The organism is Rhodococcus sp. D-6, from assembly GCF_040256695.1.
Classification (GTDB): Bacteria; Actinomycetota; Actinomycetes; order Mycobacteriales; family Mycobacteriaceae; genus Rhodococcus; species Rhodococcus pyridinivorans.
Window position 1 is genome coordinate 4,856,139 of sequence record NZ_CP132970.1, and the last position, 15,262, is coordinate 4,871,400.

12 protein-coding genes and 2 pseudogenes are annotated in these 15,262 nt (G+C 67.1%); 9 read left to right on the forward strand and 5 right to left on the reverse strand.

Going from position 1 to position 15,262, the window contains the following annotated elements; all coding sequences use genetic code 11:
- Nucleotides 1-6 precede the first annotated feature (6 nt).
- On the reverse strand, nucleotides 7-723 hold the full coding sequence (locus RBB84_RS22845; protein WP_064256689.1) for a GntR family transcriptional regulator: 717 nt from the start codon (nucleotides 721-723) through the stop codon (nucleotides 7-9).
- A 64-nt stretch (nucleotides 724-787) separates the two neighbouring features.
- Between RBB84_RS22845 and RBB84_RS22850 the strand changes: the two are divergent.
- The 4 genes and pseudogenes from RBB84_RS22850 to RBB84_RS22865 form a co-directional block, all read left to right on the forward strand.
- Nucleotides 788-1,740 (forward strand): annotated as a pseudogene (locus RBB84_RS22850) (FAD-dependent oxidoreductase); the annotation flags it as partial.
- A 71-nt stretch (nucleotides 1,741-1,811) separates the two neighbouring features.
- Nucleotides 1,812-2,018, forward strand: a pseudogene (locus RBB84_RS22855) (HAD family hydrolase); the annotation flags it as partial.
- Between the two features lie 322 nt (nucleotides 2,019-2,340).
- Entirely contained in the window at nucleotides 2,341-3,555 is a 1,215-nt protein-coding gene (locus RBB84_RS22860; RefSeq protein ID WP_006552477.1) for an acetyl-CoA C-acetyltransferase, read from the forward strand.
- Between the two features lie 35 nt (nucleotides 3,556-3,590).
- Entirely contained in the window at nucleotides 3,591-5,726 is a 2,136-nt protein-coding gene (locus tag RBB84_RS22865) for a 3-hydroxyacyl-CoA dehydrogenase NAD-binding domain-containing protein (RefSeq protein ID WP_037217286.1), read from the forward strand.
- A 93-nt stretch (nucleotides 5,727-5,819) separates the two neighbouring features.
- Here the strand turns inward: RBB84_RS22865 and RBB84_RS22870 are convergent, their stop codons facing one another.
- Together RBB84_RS22870 and RBB84_RS22875 are read right to left on the reverse strand one after the other, a co-directional pair.
- Nucleotides 5,820-7,127: a class I SAM-dependent methyltransferase gene (locus RBB84_RS22870; protein ID WP_064256690.1), complete on the reverse strand. Its 1,308-nt coding sequence runs from the start codon at nucleotides 7,125-7,127 to the stop codon at nucleotides 5,820-5,822.
- Nucleotides 7,124-8,584: an FAD-binding oxidoreductase gene (locus RBB84_RS22875; RefSeq protein WP_064256691.1), complete on the reverse strand. Its 1,461-nt coding sequence runs from the start codon at nucleotides 8,582-8,584 to the stop codon at nucleotides 7,124-7,126. Before RBB84_RS22875 ends, RBB84_RS22870 begins: the two co-directional genes overlap by 4 nt.
- A gap of 148 nt (nucleotides 8,585-8,732) precedes the next feature.
- Here RBB84_RS22875 and RBB84_RS22880 point away from each other — a divergent pair, with 148 nt between their 5' ends.
- The 5 genes from RBB84_RS22880 to RBB84_RS22900 all read left to right on the forward strand — a co-directional run bounded on the left by RBB84_RS22880 (nucleotide 8,733) and on the right by RBB84_RS22900 (nucleotide 12,402).
- Nucleotides 8,733-9,167: an SRPBCC family protein gene (locus tag RBB84_RS22880; RefSeq protein ID WP_026061346.1), complete on the forward strand. Its 435-nt coding sequence runs from the start codon at nucleotides 8,733-8,735 to the stop codon at nucleotides 9,165-9,167.
- A gap of 104 nt (nucleotides 9,168-9,271) precedes the next feature.
- Entirely contained in the window at nucleotides 9,272-9,595 is a 324-nt protein-coding gene (locus RBB84_RS22885; protein WP_019290262.1) for a YbaB/EbfC family nucleoid-associated protein, read from the forward strand.
- Nucleotides 9,596-9,604: 9 nt separating this feature from the next.
- On the forward strand, nucleotides 9,605-10,213 hold the full coding sequence (recR, locus tag RBB84_RS22890; protein ID WP_016693177.1) for a recombination mediator RecR: 609 nt from the start codon (nucleotides 9,605-9,607) through the stop codon (nucleotides 10,211-10,213).
- A complete protein-coding gene (locus RBB84_RS22895; RefSeq protein WP_006552470.1) occupies nucleotides 10,210-10,809 on the forward strand; it encodes a TetR family transcriptional regulator in 600 nt (199 codons plus the stop codon). The genes recR and RBB84_RS22895 overlap by 4 nt, the downstream gene beginning before the upstream one ends.
- 96 nt (nucleotides 10,810-10,905) lie before the next feature.
- The gene (locus RBB84_RS22900; RefSeq protein ID WP_228044831.1) at nucleotides 10,906-12,402 is read left to right on the forward strand and encodes an MFS transporter; all 1,497 of its coding nucleotides are present in this window, start codon (nucleotides 10,906-10,908) and stop codon (nucleotides 12,400-12,402) included.
- A gap of 98 nt (nucleotides 12,403-12,500) precedes the next feature.
- Here the strand turns inward: RBB84_RS22900 and RBB84_RS22905 are convergent, their stop codons facing one another.
- The gene (locus tag RBB84_RS22905) at nucleotides 12,501-13,466 is read right to left on the reverse strand and encodes an oxygenase MpaB family protein (protein WP_064256692.1); all 966 of its coding nucleotides are present in this window, start codon (nucleotides 13,464-13,466) and stop codon (nucleotides 12,501-12,503) included.
- A 4-nt stretch (nucleotides 13,467-13,470) separates the two neighbouring features.
- Nucleotides 13,471-15,006 carry an aldehyde dehydrogenase family protein gene (locus RBB84_RS22910; protein WP_064256693.1) on the reverse strand — a complete coding sequence of 512 codons (1,536 nt, stop codon included), beginning with the start codon at nucleotides 15,004-15,006 and terminating at the stop codon, nucleotides 13,471-13,473.
- Nucleotides 15,007-15,262 lie beyond the last annotated feature (256 nt).

Here is a 15,262-nt window from a genome sequence, read left to right on the forward strand (position 1 = left end):
TGCTGCTCAGGGAGTGACGGTCGTGACGAACGACATCCGGTCGCCGCGGTAGAGCGACCGGCGGTGCTCGATCGGGACGTCGTTCTCGTCGTAGGAGATCCGCTCGAGCAGCAGCATCGGTGTGCGGGTGTCGGCGTCGAGCAGCGCCGCCTCGCGCGCATCCGGCAGCGTGGTCTCGATCCGCTCGACCGCCCGCGCGAACGTGATCCCGTAGGAACGGATCGCGGCGTACAGCGACGACGACGGATCGAGCGTCCGGCGCAGATCCGGAAAGCGGTGTGCGGGAAGGCGCGTGCGTTCGAGTCCGACATGCACTCCGTCGGTGAGCAGGACACGTTCGAGTTCGAGGACGGGATCGCCGGGTTCGAGACCGAGGCGGTAGGCCAGTTCGTCGTCGGCGACGAGGTCGGTCCACGCGACGAGCACACGCCCAGCGCTGCGCCCTTCGAGCAGGGCGGCTTCGGTATAGGAACCGATGACGAGGGGCTGGACGATCTTCGGGCCGGCGACGACGGTGCTGCGGCCCCGCCGTTCGATGCGGCCGTCGACGAGCAGTTCTCGCAGTGCCTGGCGGACGGTTTCGCGGGCGACGTCGAACCGGGTGGCGAGATCGCGTTCGGAGGGGACCTGATCTCCCACGCTGAGCTGGTCGAGGAGGCACTCCACCTGGCGGCGCACGATCTGGTGCTTGAGGGTGCGCGCTTCGCGAACGACGGTGGCCACACATCCAGCGTAACCGAATTCCGGTCTACACCAACTGTTTCACCGGGAGTTCGACGAACCGGCCCTAACTCTGCGGTCCCGCGAGCTGTGGGAGGACCTCGGCGCCCGCGTTCCCGACGTCGGTTTCCGCGCGAACGGTTCGCTGACGCTGCCGCGCACCGCCGCCGAGATCGCCGTCGCGGAGGAAGCGGTCGCACGCGACGACGCGCAGCGACGGGGATTCGCCCTGCTCGATGCGGACGAGACGCGCCGCCGTAACCCCGCGCTACGCGGTAACTTCCTCGCGGCACTGCACTGCAGCACGGACGCTGCCGTCGAATCCCGCATCGCGCTCCCGGCGATCCGGCAACATCTCGCCATCTCGGGCCGCTACCGGTTCCTGCTGTCCACAGAGGCCCGGGACGTCTCCCGCACGGCCCGCGGGACCGTGCAGGTGCGCGACGACCACGGCACCGTGCACGAGACCGACCTCGTTCTCGTCTGTCCCGGCGCGACACTCGGTGGCCTCGCCCGCGACCTGCCATTGCGCAGGGTCCGGCTGCAGACGATGCAGACCGCACCGCTCGGCGAAGACCTCACCACGTCGATCGCCGACGGCGACAGCCTGCGCTACTACCCGGGATTCGCCGGTACCGCCCTCGACGAGCTCACCGCCTCCGAGGAGCAACGACCCGTCGCCGCGCAGCATCGCATGCAGTTGCTGTGCGTCCAGCGTCTGCACGGCGGCCTCACCGTCGGCGACACCCACGCCTACGACGAACCGTTCGACTTCGACTTCGACGTCGACGAAGAACTCTACGACCACCTCGTCGCAGTGACGGAGGAGTTCCTCGGCCGCCGACTGCCGCGCGTCGTCCGGCGCTGGGCCGGTGTGTACAGCCAGTGCATCGACCCCACGCGCTCGTGCACCGAGCGAAGGCCGACGAAGACGTATGGGTCGTCGCCGGCCCGGGTGGCCGCGGTATGACCCTCGGCCTCTATCTCGGCGAGGAGACCGCCGACCTGCTCGGCCTCTGACATCCCGGAACCGGACGCCCCGATTCGTCGACCAGGGCGACGTCGCCGCCGCCCCCGGCACGGGCACCGGCAAGGCGATCACGCAGCTGCGTGAGGCCGGCGTGAAAGTCGTACTCACCACAGGATCCAGCCGATTCACCCAGGCCAGGCTGCTCGATGTACTCGGCTGGCACGACCTCGCCGACCTCGCTCTCACACCCGCCGACGCCGGTCGCGGATGCCCCTACCCCGACATGATCCTCACCGCCCTGCTGCGCACGGGTACCGACGACGTCCGTCTCGACTTCTCGGGTTCGGCGGATGCGATCGCGTCGCTGGTGTCGCGCCTCGATGTGGGCGGGCGCCTCGTGCTCGCGGGCTCGTCGGCACCCCCGTCCCCCTCGATGCGCTGCGAGAAGTCCTGTATGCGGCGCCGCGCCTGCGGGCGGCGGTGGTCCCGTAAGGGGTTTGCGGACGTTCGGTTCGGTCACGGACACCGATCGCTTCGGTCCTTACGGCCGAGGGGTGCCCGCTTCTATCGTAGGAGAGGTTGGGCACGGCGGCCCTCTGCAGGGCCGTGGGTGCTGTCGCTCCGCAAGCACGGGAAGGAACCTGCGCACTGTGACCACCGAGGCATTCATCTATGAAGCCATCCGAACACCACGCGGCCGAGGCAAGAAGACGGGCTCTTTGCACTCCGTCAAGCCGATCTCCCTGGTTACGGGCCTGATCGACGAGCTGCGTGTTCGATTCCCCGATCTCGACGAGAACCGTATCTCCGACCTGATCCTCGGTGTCGTCAGCCCCGTCGGCGATCAGGGTGCCGACATCGCCCGCACCGCTGTCACCATCGCGAACCTGCCGGCCACCACGGGCGGCGTGCAGATCAACCGGTTCTGCGCGTCGGGCCTCGAGGCCGTCAACATGGCTGCGCAGAAGGTCCGCTCCGGCTGGGACGAGCTCGTTCTCGCCGGCGGCGTCGAGTCCATGTCGCGTGTCTCCATGGGCTCCGACGGTGGCGCGTGGATGCTCGATCCCGCCACCAACTACGACAGCTACCTGGTTCCCCAGGGCATCTCCGCCGATCTCATCGCGACCATCGAGGGCTTCACCCGCGAGGACGTCGACGCCTACGCACTGCGTTCGCAGCAGCTCGCGGCGGCAGCCTGGTCGGGCGGCTACTTCTCCAAGTCGGTCGTGCCGGTCAAGGACCAGAACGGCCTGACCATCCTCGATCAGGACGAGCACATGCGTCCGGACACGACCCTCGAGGGTCTGGCCAAGCTGCAGCCGTCGTTCGCGACCATCGGTGAGATGGGCGGCTTCGACGCCGTGGCGCAGCAGAAGTACCACTTCGTCGAGAAGATCGATCACGTCCACCACGGCGGCAACAGCTCGGGCATCGTCGACGGCGCGGCACTCGTGCTCGTCGGTTCCGAGCAGGCCGGCAAGGACCTCGGTCTGACCCCGCGTGCCCGCGTCGTCGCCACGGCCACCTCCGGTGCCGACTCGACGATCATGCTCACCGGCCCCACGCCGGCCGCGCACAAGGTTCTCGCTTCGGCGGGCCTGACAGTCGACGACATCGACCTGTTCGAGATCAACGAGGCGTTCGCCTCCGTCGTCCTGAAGTTCCAGAAGGACCTGAACATCCCGGACGAGAAGCTCAACGTCAACGGCGGCGCCATCGCGATGGGCCACCCGCTCGGCGCCACCGGCGCCATGATCACCGGCACCATGATCGACGAGCTCGAGCGCCGCGGAGCCAAGCGCGCCCTCGTCACCCTGTGCATCGGTGGCGGCATGGGTGTGGCCACCATCATCGAGCGCGTCTGACACCGGAAGGAATTCGAAAAACAGTGAGCGACAACATGATTTCCTGGGATAAGGACGCCGACGGCATCGTTGTGCTGACACTCGACGATCCGAACCAGGGCGCCAACACGATGAACGAGCTGTACAAGGCGTCGATGAAGGCCACCGTCGACCGTCTGTACGAGGAGCAGGACTCCATCACCGGTGTGGTGATCACCTCCGCGAAGAAGACCTTCTTCGCCGGCGGCGACCTGCGCAACATCATCGCGATCGGCCCCGACGACGCGCAGGTCGCGTTCGACGAGGTTCAGGGCATCAAGGCCGACCTGCGTCGTCTCGAGACCCTCGGTAAGCCCGTCGTCGCCGCCATCAACGGCGCGGCTCTCGGTGGCGGCCTCGAAATCGCCCTCGCGACGCATCGCCGCATCGCTGCCGATGTCAAGGGCGTGCAGATCGGTCTGCCCGAGGTCAGCCTCGGCCTGCTCCCCGGTGGCGGTGGCATCACCCGCACCGTGCGCCTGCTCGGCATCCAGACGGCGCTGCTCTCGGTTCTGCTGCAGGGCAACAAGTACAACGCGGTCAAGGCCAAGGAGATCGGCCTGGTCCACGACGTCGTGGGTAGCGTCGAGGAACTCGTTCCGGCCGCCAAGGAATGGATCAAGGCCAACCCCGAGGGCGGCATCCAGCCGTGGGATGTCAAGGGCTACAAGATCCCCGGCGGCACCCCTTCCAGCCCGGCCTTCGCCGCGAACCTTCCGGCCTTCCCCGCGAACCTGCGCAAGCAGATCAAGGGCGCCCCGATGCCGGCTCCGCGCGCCATCATGGCCGCCGCCGTCGAGGGCTCGCAGGTGGACTTCGACAATGCGTCGACCATCGAGTCGCGGTACTTCGTCGAACTCGCCACCGGCCAGGTCGCGAAGAACATGATCCAGGCGTTCTTCTTCGACATGCAGTCCATCAACTCGGGCGCTTCGCGTCCGAAGGACGTGCCGAAGCGCGAGATCAAGAAGATCGGCGTTCTCGGTGCGGGCATGATGGGCGCCGGCATCGCCTACGTCTCCGCCAAGGCCGGTTACGAGGTCGTCCTCAAGGACGTCACCCTCGAGGCCGCCGAGCGTGGCAAGAACTACTCGGAGAAGATCGAGACGAAGGCTCTCTCGCGTGGCAAGACGACCGAGGAGAAGTCGAAGGCTCTGCTCGACCGCATCACGCCGACGGCCGACCCCGCCGACTTCGCGGGCGTCGACTTCGTCATCGAGGCAGTGTTCGAGAACACCGAGCTCAAGCACAAGGTGTTCCAGGAGATCGAAGACATCGTCGATCCCGACGCGCTGCTCGGCTCGAACACCTCGACGCTGCCCATCACCGGTCTCGCGACCGGCGTCAAGCGTCCCGAGGACTTCATCGGTATCCACTTCTTCTCGCCGGTCGACAAGATGCCTCTGGTCGAGATCATCAAGGGTGAGAAGACCTCCGACGAGGCCCTGGCCCGCGTGTTCGACTACACGCTCGCGATCCGCAAGACTCCGATCGTCGTCAACGACAGTCGCGGCTTCTTCACCTCGCGTGTGATCGGCACCTTCGTCAACGAGGCCATCGCCATGCTGGGCGAGGGCATCGAGCCCGCGACCATCGAGCAGGCCGGTTCGCAGGCGGGTTACCCGGCTCCGCCGCTGCAGCTGACCGACGAGCTGAACATGAAGCTCATGCAGAAGATCGCGAAGGAATCCGAGGAGGCCGCCAAGCAGGGCGACACCAAGCTCGGCACCACGCGTCATCCCGCACTCGACGTGGTCGACTGGATGGTCGAGCAGGGTCGTCCGGGTCGTCTCGAGAAGGCCGGCTTCTACGAGTACGACGAGAACGGCAAGCGTCAGGGCATCTGGCAGGGTGTGCGCGATCACTTCAAGACCGAGGCGACCCTCGATGTGCCGCTGCAGGATCTGATCGACCGCATGCTCTTCGCCGAGGCGATCGAGACCCAGAAGTGCTTCGACGAGGGTGTTCTCGAGACCACCGCCGACGCCAACATCGGCTCGATCTTCGGCATCGGCTTCCCGGCCTGGACCGGTGGTGTCGCTCAGTACATCGTCGGCTACCCGGGTGGCAAGGAAGGCTTCGTCAAGCGCGCCGAGGAACTCGCCGCCAAGTACGGCGAGCGTTTCAACCCGCCGGCGTCGCTGCGCAGCTGACGCACACGACGGTTGCACGGAAGGGCTCCCGACGCCACGGCGTCGGGAGCCCTTCCCGTTCGCGCTCTTCTGTTTTCGTGCCGATGAGGTCGGCTAGACGACCCACCAGGGGCGCAGCGGCGTCTGCGGCTTCTTGTCGTCGCCGAGCTTGACCGCGAGCACCTGGTGCAGCTGGACCACGTTGCGTTCGAAGCCGAGGCGCGAGCCTGCCATGTACAGGCCCCACAGGCGGGCCGTGCCCTCACCGACCTCGGCGACGCAGGCCTGCCAGTGCTTCTCGAGGTACTCGCACCAGCCCTTCAGCGTCAGGGCGTAGTGCTCGCGCAGGTTCTCCTCATGCATCACCTCGAAGCCGATGTTCTGCGCCTCGGTGATGATGCGACCCGAACCGGTGAGCTCCCCGTCGGGGAAGACGTACCGGTCGATGAACCCGCCGGCCTTGGCGCGGGTGTTGTTGGTCGGCCGGGTGATGCAGTGGTTGAGCAGCAGACCGCCCACCCGCAGCTTGCCGTGGAGGAACCGGAAGTAGGCCGGATAGTTGGCGACACCGATGTGCTCGGTCAGGCCGATCGACGAGATGGCGTCGAATCCTTCCTCGGGCACGTCGCGGTAGTCGGAGTGCCGGACCTCCGCCAGGTCGCTCAGGCCCTCCTCGACGATGGCCTTCTGCGCCCATTCGGCCTGCTCCTTGGAGAGCGTCACGCCGAGGGCCTTCACACCGCGCCGAGCGGCGTAACGCACCATCCCGCCCCAGCCGCAACCGATGTCGAGCAGGCGGTCGCCCGGCTTCAGCCGCAGCTTCTCGAAGACCAGACGGTACTTGTTCTCTTGGGCGTCCTCGAGGCTCTGATTCTCGGATTCGAAGACGGCGCAGGTGTACGTCATCGAGGGGCCGAGAACGTACTCGTAGAACTCGTTGGACACGTCGTAGTGGTGATGGATGACCTCGGCGTCGCGCGATTTCGAGTGCCGCAGACCCTCGGCGATGCGGCGCCAGCGCGGCAGGTGCTCCTGCGGCGGCGGTGCGATCGGCTTGAGCAGTTCGGTGCCGAGCGACCGGGCGATCTGCGCGAGGATACGTGCCGGGGGACGCTCGAAGTGCAGGTCGCCGAGCGAGGCGAGCAACTCGTAGGGGTTGCCGGGATGCACTCCCTTCGCCTGGAGATCGCCCGAGATGTACGCCCGTGCCATACCCAGATCGCCGGGGGCCGTGGCGATGTACGTCGCGCCCTTGGGCGACGCGAGATGTAGACCATAGGGAGAGTCCTCGGGACCGGCCGCCGATCCGTCGTAGGCCGTGAAGCGCAACGGCATGTCGCCGCCGGTCACGATCTCCACGATCTGGGCGAGTGCGAGCTTGTCCTCGGTGGACCGATCGTTCTCGGTCTTGAATATGGTCACTTTCGTTGCACCGCCTTCGAAAACAGGTCCAGTAGACGGGACCGAGGGTCGTATTTCTGCTTGAGAGCGGGGTATTCACCGCCGCCGTAATAGAGCTTCTCGAACTCGTCTTTCGAGTAGTAGGAGTCCGAGTAGAGCGATTTGTGCCCGTCGAGTTCGGCGACCTTCTTCTCGATCAGCCGGTTGGCGGCGCCCTCCTCGGCGCCGGGCACGATGGGAACGGACGACCAGAACCCGACGTTCACATAGGCGCGCTTCGGCTCGAGCGGGTACAGCGGCCAGGGACGCTGGGCGTCCGAGGTGCTCGGCCGGCCGGCGTCCGGGGACGACTCGATGTCGCGCAACTTCAAGGGGCACAACCAGATCGGCTCGATGGGAATTTCGTCGAGGAACCACTCGACGAATTCCTGCGTGCGTTCGAGCGGGACCTCGATGTCCTGCACGACGCGCTCGCGGGGCGGATTGCCCTTGCGTGCCTCGATCCGGTCGGCCACCGAGTACTTGTGGTCGAGTGCGATGAGCTTCCAGTAGAAGCTGCTGCGCAGCAACTGCTTCGGCCACAGCCGGCGGATCTTCGGGTTCTGGGCACCGAAAGCTCGTGAGCACCAGAACCAGTCGGTGTCCCACCGCCACAGATAGTCGCGGATCGTGAGCCGATCCTCCTTGGGGCGGTTGACGGAGACGTGCTGGATCGACCGGTAGTAGATGTCCTGCCCGGTGTAATCGCTGACGGGGCCCGGCTCGTCGGTCTGCGTGCCGATCGTCAGGTAGCTCTCGGTCGCGGAGAAGACGACGCCGTCGAGGTAGTCGACCGGCGTGCCGTCCCAGGTCCGCTCGTCGACGATCCGCGCGAGAGCGGACTGCAGATCGGCGATCGTGTCGAAACGCAGGTGACGCAGCGCGACGAAACGCTTCACCGGTTCGAGTTCGATCCGCAGGCGCGTGGCGTATCCGAGCGAACCGTACGAGTTGGGGAAGCCGTGGAACAGGTCGGCGTGCTCACCCTCGGGGCGGGCCGTGACGATCTCGCCGGACCCGGTGAGGATGTCCATCTCGAGCACCGACTCGTGGGGGAGACCGTTGCGGAAGGACGTCGACTCGATGCCGAGCCCGGTGACGGCGCCGCCGAGCGTGATGGTCTTCAGCTGCGGGACGACCAACGGTGCGAGGCCGTAGGGCAGGGTCGCGTCGACGAGGTCCTCGTAGGTGCACATGCCGGCGACGTCGGCGGTGCGGGCCTGCGGGTCGACGGAGATGACACCGCCGAGGCCGGAGACGTCGAGCCCCGGCGCGTTCACGGCGGCGCGTGCCCGGAAGAGGTTCGACGTCTTCTTCGCGAGTCGCACGGGCGCGTCGGCCGGAATCGCGCTGTACGAGCGCAGCAGGCGGTCTACACCCTGGCGGTGTACCGCCTCCCCGTACGGGACCTTCACACCTGACGATCTCGGCATCTGCATTCGACTCCTTCGGAGCGGCGCATCAGTGGCACGTCCACAATAGACCCGGCGGTCGCATCCGTCCCGGAACGCGCAGGGCAGGATGGATGCTGTCGTCACAGGCACATTCGAGCCCGCATCAGCGCGGAAGAAGCAGAAGGAGTCGTTCATGGCACAGGTCAGCGCAAGCAGTTCGATCCAGTTGGCGGCAGCTCCCGAGGCGGTGCTCACCGCCCTGGCCGACTACGAGACCGTGCGCCCGCGCATCCTCACCGAGCACTACCGCGACTACCGCGTGATCTCCGGCGGTCGCGGCGACGGCACCGTCGTGCACTGGATCCTCCAGGCCACGGAGAAGCGTCAGCGCGACGTGCAGGCCACCGTGTCGGTGAAGGGCAGTACCGTCACGGAGACGGACGCGAACTCGACGCTCGTGACGACCTACAGCGTCGTGCCGAACGGGACGGGTTCGACGGTCGTCGTGCTCACTCAGTGGAAGGGTGCCGGTGGCGTCAAGGGCTTCTTCGAGAAGACGTTCGCGCCGCTCGGCCTGAAGAAGATCCAGCAGCAGGTGCTCGAGAACCTGAAGAAGGAAGTCGACTGAGCCCGGTTCCGTCGACCTCGGCGTCTGTGTCGACCCCGATGCGCGGCGACTAGGCTGGCATCACAAACGTGCAGAAAGGACGTGCCGTGCAACCCGGTGGTGGAATGCCCGACATGCAGCAACTCCTCGCTCAGGCCCAGCAGATGCAGCAGCAACTCGTCGCTGCGCAGAACGAGATGGCGCAGGCGGAGGTGACCGGCCAGGCCGGCGGTGGCCTCGTGACGGCGACGGTGAAGGGCACGGGCGAGGTCGTGTCCGTGAAGATCGATCCGAAGGTCGTCGACCCCGAGGACGTCGAGACCCTGCAGGATCTCGTGGTCGGTGCGATCGCCGACGCCTCGGCGAAGGCCCAGGAGATCGCGGCCGAGAAGCTCGGTCCGCTCGCGGGTGGGCTCGGCGGCGGAATCCCCGGCCTGCCCGGTTTCTAGAGGTCGGCGTTGTACGAAGGACCGGTACAGGACCTCATCGACGAGCTGGGCAAGCTTCCGGGCGTCGGCCCGAAGAGTGCCCAGCGCATCGCGTTCCACCTGCTCTCGGTCGAGCCGCCCGAGATCGACCGCCTGCAGGCGGCGTTGCAGCGGATCCGCGACGGCGTGCAGTTCTGCGAGGTCTGTGGAACGGTCTCCGACCAGCAGCGTTGCCGCATCTGCTCCGATCCTCGCCGCGACCGCACGGTGATCTGCGTGGTCGAGGAACCGAAGGACGTGCAGGCGATCGAACGCACCCGTGAGTTCAGGGGGCGCTATCACGTCCTCGGTGGTGCGCTCGACCCGCTCAACGGCGTCGGCCCCGACCAGCTGCACATCCGCGAACTGCTCACCCGCATCGGCAACCAGGAGGACGGCGTCGACGTCTCCGAGGTGATCATCGCGACCGACCCCAATACGGAGGGCGAGGCGACGGCCACCTATCTGGTGCGCATGCTGCGCGACTTCCCGGGGCTGAGCGTCACCCGCCTCGCGTCGGGTCTGCCGATGGGCGGCGATCTCGAGTTCGCCGACGAGCTGACGCTCGGACGGGCGTTGTCGGGGAGGCGGGCGATGTGACCGTGCGCAGCACGGAGGCATCGCACCGGGGTGAGCCCGAGAAGCGTCGCCGGACTTCCGACGAGACCCGGAAGCTGATCATCGAGGCTGCGGGGAAGGCGTTCGCGACGCGCCCCTACCGCGACATCACGCTCAAGGACATCGCGGAGGAAGCGGGGGTCAGCGCACCGCTGATCATCAAGTACTTCGGCTCGAAGGAGCAGTTGTACGAGGAGCTCGTCGACTTCCAGTACGGCGCGCAGGTGCTGTTCGACGGGCCGCTCGAGAGCCTGGGGGAGCGGATGGTCGCGATGCTCGCCCGCCCGCTCGAACCCTACAAGCCATTGTCGATGAACATCCTGTTCATGAGCGGGGGCAGCGAGGAGAGCAACCGCATGCTCCGCGACAACTACTCCGCGCAGATGGTCGACGCGCTCGCCGCGCGGCTGCCGGGGTCGGATGCCCGTCTCCGGGCCGAGCTGGCGATGTCGGCGGTGATGGGGTTGGCGATCATGCGGCGCCGCATGATGCAGGAGCGCGCGACCGGCACGGTCGAGGAAGTCGTGGCCATGTACGCGCCGCTGGTTCAGCGGTTGCTCGACGGAGACGGTTCTTAGCGGCACGAATGACCTTGGTCACTACTCTTGAGGGTAAATAGCCGTTCACCTAATGTGGTGAACGGCTATTTACCTGTTTGGCGAGAGGGGGTGTCGATGTCGATCTCGCTCCCCCTGCGCCTGCACGTGGCGGGTAGGTCCGCCTCCGCGCCGACGCGCTCAGCGTCCGGAACGACGAAGGTGAGCGGACCGGCGGAGAAGAAGACGCGCAACCTGCGGCATCTCGTCTTCCCGGTTCTCGCGGTCGGCGCCGTCTTCCAGGCCATCATGCAGACCGTTATGGTGCCGCTCCTGCCGAGCATGCCGGGCTTCACCGGCGCCGGAACCACCGCCGTCTCGTGGCTGGTGACGAGCACCCTGCTGGTCGGTGCGGTGATGACGCCCATCTTCGGCCGTCTCGCCGACATGATCGGCAAGAAGCGGATGCTCCTCATCGCGTTCTCGCTTATGACACTCGGCTCGTTGATCTGCGCGCTGACCTCGGACATCGGACTGCTCATCGTCGCCCGTGGCCTGCAGGGCGCCGGCGCGGCGGTGCTGCCGATCGGCATGGCGATCCTTCGCGAGGTCCTGCCCCGTGAGCACGTGGAGCGCTCGATCGCGATGCTCAGTTCCACCCTCGGCATCGGCACCGCGGTCGGTATCCCGTTCGCTGCCGCCATCGTCCAGTTCGCCGATTGGCACCTGCTCTTCTGGACCACCGCCGCCATCGGCGCCGGTGTCGCCCTCGCGGCGTGGATCGTCATCCCGGAATCGGACACCCGCACCGGCGGTCGCTTCGACGCCGTGGGCGCCGCCGGCCTGTCCGCCGCCCTGGTGTGCCTGCTCGTGCCCATCACCCAGGGCAGCACGTGGGGCTGGACGAGCCCCGCGGTGCTGCTCTCGTTCGCCGCGTCGGTGCTGCTGTTCGTGCTCTGGGGAGTGCAGCAGCTGCGCAACCGCAACCCGCTCGTCGACCTGCGTGTCTCGGCCCGCCGTTCCGTCCTCGCGCCGCACCTGTCGGCACTGCTCGTCGGGTTCGCCTTCTACGGCAACACCCTCATCACCACACAGTTGCTGCAGGCGCCGTCCGGGCACGGAGCCGGATACGACCTGACCATCCTCCAGGCCGCGGCCTGCCAGCTCGCCGCGAGCTTCGCGATGATGATCTTCGCGATCGTGGCCTCCCGGATCACCGAACGTTTCGGACCCAAGATCACGATCATGACCGGAGCGGTCTTCCTGCTCGCCGGCTACAGCGTCCACGCGGTGCCCGGCAAGCCGCTGTGGCTCGTCGTCGCCGCCATCTTCGTCGCGGCGATCGGCACGTCGCTCGTGTACTGCACGCTGCCGGTGCTCCTCCTCGGCGCGGTGCCGCTGTCGCAGAACGCCGCGGCGAACGGCGTCAACGTCCTGCTCCGCACCGTGGGCAGTACCGTCTGCAGCGCGGTCGTCGCCTCGGTGCTCGCGGCTCACACCCTCGGGGGCGGGCTCGGCATCGGCACCGCGGGCTTCGTGATCGCCTACCTCGTGTGCGCCGGTTGCGCCGTGGTCGTCTTCGTCTCGGGCTTCGCACTCCCGTCGAAGCAGGCCCTGCGGCCCGTCGAGAACTGACCCCGGCCCGCTCCTCCCGGAACAGTTACGGCCCCGCACCCCGGTGGTGAAACCGGAATGCGGGGCCGCCCCTCCTGTCCCCCAGGTCTGTCGGTGCGTCAGTGTTCGACGCCCAGATCGTTCGGACGGTAACCGAGGGGGTAACCCGGATACGTCCGGTTGGTGGCGTTGCCCGCCGACAGCGACACGCGTCGCTTCGGCAGTCGCCGCACGAACGCCGACCGTGCCCGCAGCGCGCCCTCGACGATCTCCGTCACCTGCGGTGAGCTCTTCGGGAAACCGAACGCCGACGCCATGCGGTCGTCGATCAGCGCGAAAACGACCTTCTCGATGCCCTTGTTCAGCACCTTCGGGTACCACGACTGGAACAGGCGCAGCGTGTAGGTGCCGATGGCGTGGTTGTCGTCGCTGTAGGTGAACTTCTCGCGCTCGTATTCGAGCTTGAACCGGTGGAACTCCTGGAACGACTCCGGGATGTCCTTGATGCCCATCCGGATGCCCACCTGGCGGTAGAAGTAGAACGACGCCAGCCGCTCCTTCGGGTGCAGGCGACGCCACCCGTAGCGGTCGATCCAGTCGAGCGGGTCGTACACGAAGGTCGACAGGACGTACAGCATGTCGTCGTTGTCGATCGAGTACTTGCCGTGCATCCGGTTGATGTTGCGCAGCGACTCGCGTCCCCGCTCGGCGTCGTAGCCGTGCTCGACCAGCTCGGCCATCAGCAGCGCCGTGTCGTCGTACCGCTTCTGCGGCCGCTTCTCGAACTCGCCGGTGCGGGCGAGCAACTCCGAGATGCTGGGCACGCAGTACGTGCGGAAGAGGGCGAACTCGAGCGACCGCTGGTAGTCCCACGGGAACTCGTAACCGGCGGTGATCCGCACGATGTCCTGGTGCTGTGTGACCGGGTCGAGCTCCTCGATCACCTCGACCCAGCCCATCCGCCCACGCTTCGGGTGCGGGTCCCTGTTCGGGGGTGGGAACGTACCGGCCTTCTCGATGCGTGCCTCGGGCTTCGCGACGACGGCGGTCTTTCGGCTGCGAGTGCGCGGGGGAGTGGTCGTCATCGGCTCACCTTCCGTGCATGAACTGGAGCATCGCTCGCGCGATTTTCAGGTCGCGCTCCGGACGCTCGAGGCTCATGAGTTTGAGCGGCGAGCTGAACTTCGCCACCGTGACCGACTTGGGACGGCTGAACTCGCGCAGGCCGTCGGCGCCGTGGATGCGGCCGAAGCCGGACTCGCCGATGCCGCCGAAGGGCAACGAGGCGATGGCGGCGAAGCCGAGCACCGAGTTGACCGACACCATGCCGTTGCGCAGGCGCTCGGCGAGCTGACGGCCTTTCTTCTTGTTGCGCGTGAAGATCGACGCACCGAGACCGTAGTTCGTGCCGTTCGCGCGTTCGACGGCCTCGTCGAGGTCGCGAACCTTGTTGACGACGACCGTCGGGCCGAAGGTCTCCTCGCACACCGCGGCCGAGGTCTCGGGCACGTCGGTGAGGATGACGGGCTCGACGATGCGCTCCTGCACCGAATCGAGTCCGCCGAGGACGGCCTTGCCACCGGACTTCAGGGCGTCCTCGATGTGACTGCGCACGATGTCGACCTGGCGCGGAAGCGTCATAGGGCCGTAGGTGGAGTCCTCGTCGCCGCCCGGCTTCGCGCGCCGGACGGTGGCGGTGAGCTTGTCGAGGAACTCGCGGTAGACAGGCTCCTCGACGTAGATGCGCTCGACGCCCGCGCAGGTCTGGCCGGCGTTGCCGAAGGCGCCGAAGGCGGCGAACTCGACGGCCTCGTCGATGTTCGCGTCGGCCGCGACAATCATCGCGTCCTTGCCGCCGCATTCGGCGACGAGCGGGGTGAGCGACTCGGCGCACACCGCCATGACCTTGCGGGCGGTGGGGCCGGAGCCGGTGAAGGCGACCTTGTCGACACCCGAACGCACGAGCGCCGAACCCGTCTCACCGAGACCGGTGATGACCTGGAAGACCGGCTGGGTGGGGGCGATCGAGTTCCACTTGTCCTCGAGCCACTTCGCAACACCGGGGGTGAGCTCGCTCGGCTTGAAGACGACGGCGTTGCCGGCGGCCAGCGAGTAGGCGATCGAACCCATCGGGGTGTACACGGGGTAGTTCCAGGGGCCGATCACGCCGATGACACCGAGGGGCTTGTACTCGAGGGTTGCGGCCTGGTTGAAGCTCGCGACGCCCGAGGGCACCTTGCGGGGCCTGAGCACCTTCTTGGCGTTCTTGGCCGCCCAGTCGAGGTGCTCGACCGCCAGCATGACTTCGAGGAAGGCGTCGCCGAAGGGCTTACCGGTCTCCTTCGCCACCACCGATGCGAGCGAGGTCGCGTCGGATGCGATGGCCTTCTTGAACTCGAGGAGCCAGTCGCGGCGGCCGCGGAAGCCCTGCGCCTCCCACCAGCGCGCGGCGACGCGGGCGCGCTCGACGGCCGCGCCCACGGCGGCCTCGTCGGCGACCGGATACTCGGCGATCACCTCGCCGTTCCGGGGGTCGAGGCTGGCGAAGGTGTCGGTGCTCGCTGCCGTGGATGCCTTGTCCGAGCTGCTCTTCGCGTTCTTCGGACTGGTGAGGTTCTGGGTCATGTTCGACACTTCCTGGTGAACCACATCACATATATTTGATGTGATAGCTGTAGTGGACATCACATTAGGCGTTCGCGGGACAATTGGACAACCCCCGTGCGCAGTTGTCCGGATTCCTACAGGAGACACGATGGCGGCACCGACACGTAGCCCCGGGACAGCGGCGGATCACGCTGCGGCATCCCGACGTTCGGAGGGGGCCGTACGGCGCCGTCCGCAGCTTTCCGATGAGGTGGCCGGTCACCTCCGCGGCTCG

What these genes read in the sequence shown, in the direction of transcription:
- RBB84_RS22865 (WP_037217286.1), top strand. Translation starts at nt 3,591, where the DNA reads ATGATTTCCTGGGATAAGGACGCCGACGGCATCGTTGTGCTGACACTC.
- RBB84_RS22875 (WP_064256691.1), bottom strand. Translation starts at nt 8,584, where the DNA reads ATGCAGATGCCGAGATCGTCAGGTGTGAAGGTCCCGTACGGGGAGGCG.
- RBB84_RS22880 (WP_026061346.1), top strand. Translation starts at nt 8,733, where the DNA reads ATGGCACAGGTCAGCGCAAGCAGTTCGATCCAGTTGGCGGCAGCTCCC.
- RBB84_RS22885 (WP_019290262.1), top strand. Translation starts at nt 9,272, where the DNA reads ATGCCCGACATGCAGCAACTCCTCGCTCAGGCCCAGCAGATGCAGCAG.
- RBB84_RS22900 (WP_228044831.1), top strand. Translation starts at nt 10,906, where the DNA reads ATGTCGATCTCGCTCCCCCTGCGCCTGCACGTGGCGGGTAGGTCCGCC.
- RBB84_RS22905 (WP_064256692.1), bottom strand. Translation starts at nt 13,466, where the DNA reads ATGACGACCACTCCCCCGCGCACTCGCAGCCGAAAGACCGCCGTCGTC.
- RBB84_RS22910 (WP_064256693.1), bottom strand. Translation starts at nt 15,006, where the DNA reads ATGACCCAGAACCTCACCAGTCCGAAGAACGCGAAGAGCAGCTCGGAC.